Consider the following 10,279-nt stretch of genomic DNA (forward strand, 5'->3'; position numbering starts at 1 on the left):
GAGGCCGCCGCCGACATCACCGCCTTCGCCGACTTCCCGGTGGCCCACTGGAAAAAGATCTGGTCAACCAACCCACTGGAGCGATTGAACAAGGAAATCAAACGCCGCACCGACGTCGTCGGCGTGTTCCCCAACCCCGCCGCGCTGTTACGGCTGGCCGGCTCGGTACTCGTTGAGGCCCACGACGAATGGCAGGTCGCCGACAAGCGCTACCTCTCCGAGACCAGCCTCGCTCTGCTCGACGTCAGTGACCAAAGTGCCGAAACCATTGCCCCCACAGCCGCTCTCACGGCATAGTGGCTACCACAGAGCCACACGCGGACACGCGACCGCTCTTACACCACTCCACGGGACGTGACCCTTGCGGGAAAGTCGCCGGGCCGCGCTGCGATCACCGAGCAGAATTCGCGCGTCTTCAGCACGGTTAGCGACGAATGCACGGCGCGGAGGTCAGGCTGGCGTCCCGGGCGGGCGGCGGCGCGCCCGTTGATATGCGGCCCGGTACTGCTCGACGGAGATGCCCAAGATCTGGGCCAACGCGGATGCGTTCGCGGCAGTGAGGCCCTGGTCGGCGCGTTCGATCCCCCGCAGCGTGTTAGTGGCGATGCCGGCCGCCGCGGCTAATTGCGGCTGGGTTAACCCGCGGATCACCCGCCAGTCTCCCGGGTAGCGCTCGTCGGGGGCAATCGTCACGACGTCGTCGATCGGGGCCTCCAGTAATGCCATCACCCGCACCAGAAGATCGACCTGCGGGGTACGCGTCCCGGCCTCCCACGCATGCACCGTCGAGTGGGCTACGTCAGCGACGACCAAGTCATGCTGCAGATCAGTGACCTGACGCTCGTGGAGCTTGCGCGCGCCGCGGTCGCTGCGCTCGGCGATCACGTCGACGAGCCGGGCACGATACGGGGAGACCTGCCTGCGGCGACCAGCTTTGCAACGTTGTGGGAAGCGGTGCGCGACAGCCTAAAAGACGTCCAGCGTCGCGCCGCCAACCCGCCGCCATCCGGCAGGCCTGACGTCGGCGGGTGACGAGGCAGGGCTGCGGGCCGTAGATGCGTGCGCTGGGAACCGTTGTGCGCCGAAGGGGATGGGCGCGAGCGCTGACGGTGCAGCGCGGGCAGGTGCCTATGAGTTAACTGCGAGGCTGTTCACCCAGCCCGGCGTGGACGCGTCCGCCTTGGTGGTGCCGTTGAAACAGTCGGTGTCTATTTCCCCTGCTCAGGAATGGCGGCCGGTGATGGGATCACGGGCGAGCGGGTTGGATGCACGCCCGGCACGAGCGCCAGGTTTCCGCCGATTCGAACGTGCTGGTGAACCTGCCGCCGGGCATGATCAGGGGCGTTCGGGGTGTCTGCGTGGCAGCGCGCGCGGGCTGATAGGGGTGAATTCAGGGTGCGAGGCCGCGGGTATATCAGGGCCTTTGAGTGCATGGCGAATTCCGCCAAAGACATTGAGAACACGATGAATCCACTTTCGCGGTACGGCGTTGGTGTCGTGCAGTCAGGGGCGTGTTGTGGTGAGCATGTGGGATATCTCAAGGTTCGAACAGGGTTGCGAGGGTCGATACGCCCGGGTGTGTGTCGCACAGTTGTTCGCAGCGGATTAGCGACGGCAGGTCGGCGCACGAGGGCTTACATGTCGGGCCTCTGCAGAGAGCATGCGGGGGATTAGCAGGGGAGATGCGTCGGCAATAACGGGCCATGGTGGGGTGATTTCAGGGGTATATACCGGGACGACTCGGGGTGATAGATCGCGGAGCCATCGGGGAATGCTGATCGCTGGTGACTGACCGAATACCTCTTAGCCTACGGCGATTTCATTGCACGCCGCGAGTTGCACCGTTATCGACGGGGCCATCACGGGGGTGGGTAGAGGGCCGTGGCAGGGCCGTCTTAGTAATTGTGGGTCGGCTATGTGCGGTCAACGTCGTCGCGATGCCGACCCCGGCTTTCGCCGGAATTGAACGCGCCGGCGATTGCGTCGGCGATGCGCTCCAGGGCGGCGGCGATCGCCCACAGCGCATCGGTCTGAGACGTCGATTTCGGCCCATCCGGCTGTTCCGGTTCAGGAACCGAAGCTCGGAAAGCGTGAGCTGTGGCCGGCCGTGGCGAGGGCCGCGCCTGATCTGGCGGTTCAACCTGTGTGTGGGCGTTGCGCCCGGGCGGCGTGGGCTCGGCAGCCGTGATGAGCCGCGGTTTCCTGCTTTCGTCCCATTGCACCCAGTAGACCTGCCCGCCGGCGCGGTAAGGCGGAGATCTGTGGTCCCCACCGTGGTCATGCTCGAGCGCGCATCCATGCACCCAGGCCGCGGGGTGCTGCCCGTCGAAGGCGACCAGCGACCGCCACAGTTCGTCGTCGATCAAAACGGTGGCAAAGCACCCGTCCGCACTCACCAGATCGCCCAGACGCCGACGCTGGTCACGCCATGCCGCATTGCAGAAGTATGAGCAGGCCCCGGAGCTTGATCAACGCAATCATGTGGGGACATCGCCGCCATAACGTTGTCGGGCTCATCTCAATCTCAGTGGCGTGGGTGACACGCGGAGACCAGGTCGCCTTCTTCGGCGACCAACTGAGTCAGAGTGTTCTGATAGGCGGTTTCGTGATCGCGGATGACATCCGGTGACGGACTGACTAGCGGATCTTTTCGTATGTCCTGCACCAGCGATACCGCTTGTGCGGAGAGGTCGGCGATGCGATGCAGGTGGCGCGAAATATCCGGCGTTGACACTTGCCGCGCATAGGTTTTCAGCTGATCCGACCAGTCCTGGTATCTGTTCAGGCCGGGACCACCAGGGGTGATCAACCGAGCGTCGAACATGTCGGGGTGTGCGTGGATGAAGTCGACGACGGAGTCGGCGGTGCGACAATCCGGTGTTTGCTTATCGAATTGTCCGGAAAGATATGCCGCTGTTCCGAAGCCGGCTCCAACGACAACAACCGTCACCACCGCCACCCAGATGCGGCGTTTCGGCAATGCGACCGAGTCCTCGGTCTCGGCGGCCGCCGACGCTGCTTCAGGGATGTCGGCGGCGGCGCCGCGTAGGCGCTCAACGTGTTGCGTTAGCCGCCGCGACCTGTAAGCGGTCCATGCGAAGTTGGCTGCGAAGAACAGCGCGAATCCGACCCAGAGCAGACCCTTGCGCGTCTCATCGCCGATGAACGTCAGGACCCCAATGAAGATATAGAGCGCCGGCAGCCACCACTGCGTCGTCTTCTGCCATCGCGCGGCCCAGCGCAGGTATGCCAGGTTTATGGTGCCCACCCGGATCGCCGCCGCCAGAACGCGCGGATCGGACGGAACCTCGCCGCGGCGCAACGCCTTCATCGCGTGGGTGCGCTGCCCATCGTTTAACCCGGCGAGTTGTGCGGCGCAGCTTCGCCGCATCGGGTTTTGGATGACCACCAGCGGTGCGGCGAGAGCCAGGCTGAACCCCGCCAACGCAACCAGGCCCCATAGCCAGCCGATCACAGCGACCAAATTCGGGAACATCGCCGCCGCAATCGCGGCCAACATAACCGCGGTCGCCAGTGCGCTCACTAGCCAGTGCACCCACCAAGGCGCGACCACCATCCGTCCCCACACAGCAGCGAGTCTGTCAAAAGCCGCTGCGGGGCGGCCGTTTGCCTCGAACGGCGCGCCCCCGAGCTCGGCCGATCGAGAGCCTGGGCGCGTAGTCGGTTTCCGAACACTCCGACTCATCACGACGCTGCCCGGCTGCGAAATGCCTGGGCGAGCAAGGCGGTGAGGCGATGACACTCGCCGTCGGCTAACGGCACCCGGTCAGGAGCCTGATCCCACGGAGCGAGCCCAAAATTCCGATCCGTCGGCCGCCGCGGAATGAGATGGGCGTGCACATGCTCCTCGCGGTTGCCGAGGACAGCGACATTCACCCGCACGACGTCGTTCAGGCCGCGGAGGATCCGCGCCGCCATCTGCACGTCCCGCGTGAAGTCCGACAACACGTCAGCGGGCATCTCGTCGAGGTGGTTGAAGTGCGGGCGCGCCGCAACGATGAGGCGGCCCGGGAATCGCCCGTCGTCGTAGAGGCCGACGTCGGCCGCCGGCAGCGCTGCCAGCGGGATCCGCAGCTCGAAACCGCAACGTGGGCAAGGGATCACGCGCTCGCACCTTCCTTGCCGGCGTCAGCTCCGTGCATGAGGATGTCGCCGGCCACCAAGACGCCACCGCGGTCGGTGACGAGCCCGTTACGCAGCAGTTCGCGCAGGTAGGTGGAGAAGGTGCCCGACGTCGCGGCGATTTGCGCCTGCTCGCTGATTTCTTCCCGGGTCAGGCCATGCGGGTAGGCGTTGATCAGGGCCTGCAGCATGCGGCCGGCCCCGGCGCGCAGGATCTTCAGGTAGTGCTGCTGCAGCTCGCGGCCGGTCATTGGCGCGGGCCGACCACCCAAGTAGGCGAAGCCGGCATCGCTAAGGGTGGTCCCATCCGGTGTTTCGTCGAGCAGCCCTGCGCGGCGAAGCTCACGAAGGTAGGTCGACCAGGTGCCGGAGGTGTGTTTCATCTTGGCGACCGTGCCCCACTGGGCATTGGTGAGCCGCAGCGGCGCCATTCGGCCCAGCGATTCGAGCATCCGGACCGCGCCCGCCCGGAATCGAAGGACATCCTCAGTTGGGCTGCCGGTGGCCGTCACCGCGACGGCAGGCGCTGGCGCTGCTGGGGTGGGCACGTCGCTCGATCGCGGGGGCGTGACGTGGCGCGGGCGGGCGCGCATGGCCGCAAGCGGGGGTTGGGCCCGCGGCGGGCCGGCTGCTGCCGGGGAATCCAGTGCGGTGAGCGCCGTGTTGATGAGTTCTGCTGCGCTGTGCAGTGTTTCGGTCATGCCGGGCGGCAGCTCGGGCGGGCGTGCCAGGAGGTCGTCGATGCGGTCGGCTAGTTCGGCAATGGTGTCATCCTTGGTGGCCAACTGCTGCTCGTAGTCGCTGACTTTCCCGGCAAGCAACTGTTGGTCGGCGCGGGCGGCGTCAAGTTCCAGGGACAGTGATTCGACGGTGCGGCGCAGCGCGGCTGGGTCGTTGTCCTTGGCGCGTTGAGCGGTGGCCGCGATCTCGGCGCTGAGTTTTTCCAAGTCGATGTCTGCCCGGCTTTTCGGGATGATCCGTGCACGTCCCGGCTCAGGGGTGGCGTGGGAGTCGAAGGTCTCAAATAGCGCGATCCTGGTGCGGGTGAGCAGGCGCAGGAACGCGGGACTCCATACCCACGCTTCACCGGTCTCGAGTGAGGGCAGCGTGGCAATGACCTCACTGGCCTGGGTGTCGTCGTCGGCGGCGTTGACGCGGATCCAGTCCTGGGCGGCCTTGATGGAGCGCGGCCCGGTCATGCGGAGCAGGATGACCGTTTCCATCAACTCGAGGACTGACTTGGAGACTTCTTGCGGCCGTTGGGTGACGACGGTGAGTCCGATGCCGCGGCTACGGCCGCGTTTGGCGAGGTCTTCCATCGCGCCGAGCAGGCGAGCGGTGTCGGCTGCGGCGCGTTGCGGGATAAGGACGTCGGCTTCCTCAACGAGGAGATGCAACGGGTCGCGGTTTCGGGTGTAGAGGCGTTCGGCGAAGGTGGTGGTGAAGGCTCGGGCCCGGGTTTTGCTCATATGGGACAGGTCGAGCACCGCGGGGACCCGGTCGTCGACAATCAGGTCGGCCAGCAGCTCGCCGGCGGTGGGCTCGAGCGGAACGTCGCCGTGATCGCCGCCGAAGATGACGAACGGTAGACCTGGACCCTTTCCGTCGGCGCTGGATCTGATGCCCCACCAGTCACCTTTGATGTCGAGCACGACGACAGGAAGGTAGGCGCGGTGCATTTGCTCGACGAGGCGGTGCGCGGTGGCGGACTTGCCTGAGCCTCGGTTGGCCAGGATGGCGAAGGTTTCGGTGATGCTGGACAGGGGGAGATGCAGGTTGTCGGCGAGCACGAGGTCGCTCGCGCTGGTGGATCCGCCGACATTCATAAACTCAAGGTTATGCTGCGGGTGTGCGGGCTCGCAGTGGTTGACACGCCGATGCGGCGACCCACCGTATCCGCCGGCGGAAAACCGGTATACCGACGGGCACTCGGTGCGCCGCCGGCCGAGTTGGTCTCCCGAATTGGATTACCGCGAATGCGATTTCGTTGAGCCTCTTTCCGGAATCGAACCGGAGACCGGCTGTTTACGAGACAGCTGCTCTAAACCGACTGAGCTAAAGAGGCGTTCGAGATGGTCTTTAAGTGAGGAGATCATTTGTGGGCCAGTGGATCTGGCCGAAATGTTCTCCAACGGCCCCCGTCGTCACATTTCGTGTCGAACTCTGGGTCCGCCGCCAGGGGATCCGCTACTTGGGCTGGTGAGCTGACGGCGATGAGCACGGGCGACAGGACTTGAACCTGCAACATGCGGCTTTGGAGACCGCCGCTCTCCCAATTGAGCTACGCCCGCCTGACGGGCCGGCCCCATTGCGGGGGCTGGCCCGATTCGCGCTCTTGCGGGATTCGAAGCTGGACGGCCGACGGGTCTCGGATTCGGGCCCTGTGTCGCGGCCACTGATTCCGCAAAAGCGCGATCAGATCCACTGTGTAGTTAACAATCGTGCACGCCCTGACAGCGGGCGACGAGGGCTAGTAAACACCCCCGGCCACAGGCATGTCAACGGAGAAAAACCCGCAGTGAGCTGCGGTAATTGTGGGTTAAGGGTGTGCTGAATTCTAGGCGTGTCGCGGGACGCGCCTAGCAGCGGTGATGTCCTGTAGCAAATTGTTGAAGAAATTCTTCTTCAGGCCTTCCTCCCGACCCGGCCACACGCCTGTTGAAACGCAGACAGGTTGATTGGGTCGGGAGCGCGGCCACAGCTGGAGTTGTGTGACGCGCAGATTCCACGCCGAAGAAACCGATCCGAGGCTGCTCGGTTCGGTGCCGGCGTAGCGCGTCACGAACAAGGACATGCTCTAACGGTAACAGCCAGGGGCCGACATCGGCGGCGGCTCGTCGTGGCGCCGCCCGCGTGGGGGCAACTTCGCCGAGCGATTGGTCCCGAGCCGTCGCCGGCTGTAAGCCAGAATTGACTCGTAACGACACTGAAGCCGTTGGGAAATTTGGATGCCACGTGCCCTTTCGGTACTCACCGCAGCTACCGCTGTAGCTGTCATCACCGTCTCGTTGGTGGCCTGCGCGAATCGCAGGCCGAACTCGCCTAGCGCACAAGGGGGTTCGCCCAACGCGACGCCCTCGGCGTCGACAAGTACTCCTGCAGCGCCCAACGCCGGGCAATCGGGTGTCTCGAATGGCAAGACCTACAACATCACAATGGCCGCCATCGACGGCGCTACCCCTGACGGGGCGGGGCACTGGCATGCGCGAGCCGGGCAGCTTTCGGGCGGTGACCCAGCAGTGGCCGAGGCATTCAACAAAGCCAGCGACGCCTCCGCCCGCGCGCAGATCGACCAGGCCCGCTCCGACGCCGACGGGGTGCGCTCCTGGAACCTCGAGGTGAAATCGGCAGTGACATTTCGGCCAACCGCAATTGGGGAAGTCCTCACCGGTGTCTACTACGCCGACAGGGCTGCTCATCCTATCGATTACGTGAACACGGTCGTCATCGACAGCCGCACCGCGTCTCTGATCACCTTGAAAGATCTGTTTGCGAACGAGCACGACGGCTTGAACCGGCTATCCGAACAGACCAAGGCGATTTGGCCCAAGGTTTACGGCCACGGCGATGGGCCGATGCCGGACGAACCCGGGAACCGGCCGGTAGAGGCGAATTTCGCTAACTGGATTCCAACCGCCGCAGGCATAGAGCTCCACTTCCGTGATGGTCAGCTTGGGCACGGATCGCCGGTGATCACCGTGCCCTGGTCGGCGCTGAGCGACGTGCTGGCCGCCGACATGAAGGCGCTCACGCAGGGCTGATCTCAAGTGGTGCGGCTGCGCGCGATGTCTCGGAGAATTTTCTTGCGTTCCTCATCGGGGAGCAGGCCGGCCATCGGGGTTACCTCACGCATTTCGATGCAGTCGCGGTCGAGTCCGGTCAGTGCCCGGCGAAGGCCGGCTATGTCGCCGTGTTCAACGATTGTTTGCCATCGGTCGATGTTGCGGCGGTGTGGCTGGCCGCGGACGCCGCTGCGCAAGCGATCCAGGTTAGCCAAGATGGTCGCCCGCCATTGCGGCAGCGTAGAGCGTGTGAGATGGGTGGCCAGCTGCCGATGCAATAGCCAGGAGCGGCGCTCAGAAGGTGTCAGGTCAGCGGTTGTGGCGTGCCGGGTGATTTCGAGGCGGTATCCCATGCAGGAGAGGAGTCGGTCGAGCAGTTCGTCGGTGAAGTCGACTTTGGTGGAAAGGAATTGGCTGATGCTTGGCTGGTGGACTCCGCTGAGGCGTGCCAGTTCGGATTGGGTTGTGCCGGTGTCGGTCATGACCTTGCGCAGCAGGGCGCTTTTAGAACTCACAACCGCCAGCCTATAGCATTCACTGCTATAGGCGCTGGGCGGGATGGGGCCGCCGCGAAATCACGGACCGGCGAGCGCCCGGCCATGGTGTCCCGATGCACCTCAGGCTTAGCGCGTGGACGCGCTGTGATGGGGCGCCGTCGATACGCTTTTCTGGTGCGTCTCGTCGGTTGGCTGTCGTCGCGTCGGCGGTTGCGTCGGTCGACCGAACGAGCGTTGGCCGAGGCGCGAATCGATCCGGCTCCGCACACTGTCCAGGACGCGCGGGATTGCCGAGCGCAGGTATTGCAAGGTTTGTGGCCGCCTGAGTTTTCGGTTGCGAACCCGGGCACGGAGGTGTTGGCGGACCACCTGCGCTTGGACCTCGAGAAGATCGCCGAGAATGCCAACGAGCGGATTCGCAAGTTGCCCGCATCGGGTTGGCATGGGGAGGCCCTCAGGGCCGAGGAGGCCAGACTGGTTGAGGTGGCGCGCACGTTCGCGGTACAGCGCGTCGAATCCACGCTGCGTCAGCTACGTTCGCCAACTCGCTAAGTTCCGGCAGATCGTTGTTCCGGCGACAATGGTGGCGCCTGGCCACGCCGCGGGAATCGACCCGACCGGCGTCTAGCGGAAATTCGCGGCTCGTCGACGTTGAAACCCGACGCGCCGTCGAGGCTCGTGAGGACCCTGCGCTCCGATCTCGCGGTTCTGGATTGCGCCAGACGCTGGGTGTTGGTCGCAGTGTGTCGCATGGGCGTGGCCACTGGGCAGCCGGCTGGTCGCCGTCGTTTTGATGCTCTGATGTGTCTGACCTAGGTGTTACCGTGAATGCATGACGATGTTCCGTCACGACGATTTGCTCGCCGGGATACCCGCTGGGTCCACGGTGGCTTTGTTGTGCGCGGAAACCATCAGCGTCAATGCCGCTGCCCGGACGATGAAAGAGCGCCTCGGCTTTAGTCAGCCAGTGTGCTTCCGGTCATTTCGTCAACCTTCCGCCCCACCAGTGGGTGTGCGCCCCGGCCGGAAGCATGGGCCTGAAGAAAACTCTCATAAATATCTCAGTCTCAGTGTTTGCGCTGACAGGAACGTCGCCTGACATTCCTGTAGTTCGCTGCACCCAATTCCATTGGGCTACAACGAATCGCCGCTGACTTATCGCCTTTACACGCCGCGTTGCATGCTGCACCATCGTTTGCAGCACCGCACCGGCCAAACCGTGTGCACCGCGGCAGTCCAGGCCGATATTGCCTGTGCTGTAAGACCTTTGAGAACTACACAGTGGTGGCATCCGCGCTCGTGGCGGAACAAATGGTAGACGCGCCCGGCTCAAACCCGGGTGCCCATTACGGGCGTGCAGGTTCAAGTCCTGCCGAGCGCACTTCGCGGTGTCAAGCGTCCGTGACGGAATTGTGGGAGACGTGCCGGATTCAGACTCCGGTGCCCGTAATAGGGCGTGCAGGTTCGACCCCTGCCGGGCGCACAGCAGACACATCGGGTCGTTGGTGAAATCGTGTATCACTCTTGGCTTTTACCCTTGAATTCCGGGTTCGAGTCCCGGGCGGCCCACCGATAACAGGACACACACGCGCGCGCCGTTAGCTGAGTTGGGATAGCACCAGACTCTTAATCTGGAGACGGGGGATCGAAACCCTCACGGCGCACCGGAGTTTCAAGACTATAAGGCCGGTGAGGTGTAACAGGCTGCACATCAGTCTTCCAAACTGAAGGGGCGAGTTCGAGGCTCGTCACCGGCTCAATTGCGGTTGTGACCGAGAGGCTAAGAGTTGACCCGTATTGGGTCATGCAGCGCCAATCAGCTTGGGGGCTGGTTGTTTTCGGCTGGGCCCGCGACGT

10 protein-coding genes and 7 tRNA genes are annotated in these 10,279 nt (G+C 64.2%); 9 read left to right on the top strand and 8 right to left on the bottom strand.

Features of this window, described 5'->3' with window-relative positions:
- Positions 1-297, top strand: a 297-nt coding sequence (locus AWC14_RS19725; RefSeq protein ID WP_211282307.1) for a transposase, incomplete at its 5' end; no start/stop codon positions are given.
- Positions 298-450: 153 nt separating this feature from the next.
- Here the strand turns inward: AWC14_RS19725 and AWC14_RS28355 are convergent.
- Positions 451-783 (bottom strand): helix-turn-helix transcriptional regulator, encoded by a 333-nt coding sequence (locus AWC14_RS28355; protein WP_236722351.1) that lies wholly within the window; start codon positions 781-783, stop codon positions 451-453.
- On the opposite strand from AWC14_RS28355, the gene AWC14_RS28360 reads away from it, so the two are divergent.
- A complete protein-coding gene (locus tag AWC14_RS28360; RefSeq protein ID WP_142281767.1) occupies positions 778-1,032 on the top strand; it encodes a hypothetical protein in 255 nt (84 codons plus the stop codon). The genes AWC14_RS28355 and AWC14_RS28360 overlap by 6 nt on opposite strands.
- Before the next feature lie 881 nt (positions 1,033-1,913).
- On the opposite strand, the gene AWC14_RS19735 is transcribed toward AWC14_RS28360, so the two are convergent.
- The 6 genes from AWC14_RS19735 to AWC14_RS19760 all read right to left on the bottom strand — a co-directional run bounded on the left by AWC14_RS19735 (position 1,914) and on the right by AWC14_RS19760 (position 6,434).
- Positions 1,914-2,396 carry a hypothetical protein gene (locus AWC14_RS19735; protein WP_084262547.1) on the bottom strand — a complete coding sequence of 161 codons (483 nt, stop codon included), beginning with the start codon at positions 2,394-2,396 and terminating at the stop codon, positions 1,914-1,916.
- 128 nt (positions 2,397-2,524) lie between these two features.
- Complete coding sequence (locus AWC14_RS19740) at positions 2,525-3,331, bottom strand: hypothetical protein (protein ID WP_142281768.1); 807 nt, start codon at positions 3,329-3,331, stop codon at positions 2,525-2,527.
- A 374-nt stretch (positions 3,332-3,705) separates the two neighbouring features.
- Positions 3,706-4,125, bottom strand: a complete 420-nt coding sequence (locus tag AWC14_RS28365; RefSeq protein ID WP_224164060.1) for an HIT family protein — start codon at positions 4,123-4,125, stop codon at positions 3,706-3,708.
- Complete coding sequence (locus tag AWC14_RS19750; RefSeq protein ID WP_084264264.1) at positions 4,122-5,969, bottom strand: ATP-binding protein; 1,848 nt, start codon at positions 5,967-5,969, stop codon at positions 4,122-4,124. The genes AWC14_RS28365 and AWC14_RS19750 overlap by 4 nt, the downstream gene beginning before the upstream one ends.
- Before the next feature lie 164 nt (positions 5,970-6,133).
- Positions 6,134-6,208: transfer RNA gene (locus AWC14_RS19755), tRNA-Thr, on the bottom strand.
- 153 nt (positions 6,209-6,361) lie between these two features.
- Positions 6,362-6,434, bottom strand: a tRNA-Trp gene (locus tag AWC14_RS19760).
- An 864-nt stretch (positions 6,435-7,298) separates the two neighbouring features.
- Between AWC14_RS19760 and AWC14_RS28370 the strand changes: the two genes are divergently transcribed.
- A complete protein-coding gene (locus AWC14_RS28370) occupies positions 7,299-7,904 on the top strand; it encodes a DUF3298 domain-containing protein (RefSeq protein WP_224164059.1) in 606 nt (201 codons plus the stop codon).
- Between the two features lie 2 nt (positions 7,905-7,906).
- On the opposite strand, the gene AWC14_RS19770 is transcribed toward AWC14_RS28370, so the two are convergent.
- Complete coding sequence (locus AWC14_RS19770) at positions 7,907-8,407, bottom strand: helix-turn-helix domain-containing protein (RefSeq protein ID WP_084025202.1); 501 nt, start codon at positions 8,405-8,407, stop codon at positions 7,907-7,909.
- 189 nt (positions 8,408-8,596) lie between these two features.
- On the opposite strand from AWC14_RS19770, the gene AWC14_RS19775 reads away from it, so the two are divergent.
- The 6 genes from AWC14_RS19775 to AWC14_RS19800 all read left to right on the top strand — a co-directional run bounded on the left by AWC14_RS19775 (position 8,597) and on the right by AWC14_RS19800 (position 10,179).
- Positions 8,597-8,974, top strand: coding sequence for a hypothetical protein (locus AWC14_RS19775; protein ID WP_085241407.1), 378 nt, complete (start codon positions 8,597-8,599; stop codon positions 8,972-8,974).
- A 741-nt stretch (positions 8,975-9,715) separates the two neighbouring features.
- Positions 9,716-9,803, top strand: a tRNA-Leu gene (locus tag AWC14_RS19780).
- Between the two features lie 14 nt (positions 9,804-9,817).
- Positions 9,818-9,905 (top strand) — tRNA-Leu (locus AWC14_RS19785).
- A gap of 13 nt (positions 9,906-9,918) precedes the next feature.
- A tRNA-Lys gene (locus AWC14_RS19790) sits at positions 9,919-9,991 on the top strand.
- Between the two features lie 23 nt (positions 9,992-10,014).
- Positions 10,015-10,086, top strand: a tRNA-Lys gene (locus AWC14_RS19795).
- Positions 10,087-10,107: 21 nt separating this feature from the next.
- Positions 10,108-10,179 (top strand) — tRNA-Gly (locus tag AWC14_RS19800).
- Positions 10,180-10,279: the final 100 nt, after the last annotated feature.

It is taken from the genome of Mycobacterium kyorinense (genome assembly GCF_002101735.1).
Lineage (GTDB): Bacteria > Actinomycetota > Actinomycetes > Mycobacteriales > Mycobacteriaceae > Mycobacterium > Mycobacterium kyorinense.

Excerpts from the sequence above, each read along its gene's own strand:
- AWC14_RS28360 (WP_142281767.1), top strand. The coding sequence starts at position 778 with ATGCACCGTCGAGTGGGCTACGTCAGCGACGACCAAGTCATGCTGCAG.
- AWC14_RS28370 (WP_224164059.1), top strand. The coding sequence starts at position 7,299 with ATGGCCGCCATCGACGGCGCTACCCCTGACGGGGCGGGGCACTGGCAT.
- AWC14_RS19770 (WP_084025202.1), bottom strand. The coding sequence starts at position 8,407 with ATGACCGACACCGGCACAACCCAATCCGAACTGGCACGCCTCAGCGGA.
- AWC14_RS19750 (WP_084264264.1), bottom strand. The coding sequence starts at position 5,969 with ATGAATGTCGGCGGATCCACCAGCGCGAGCGACCTCGTGCTCGCCGAC.
- AWC14_RS19740 (WP_142281768.1), bottom strand. The coding sequence starts at position 3,331 with ATGAAGGCGTTGCGCCGCGGCGAGGTTCCGTCCGATCCGCGCGTTCTG.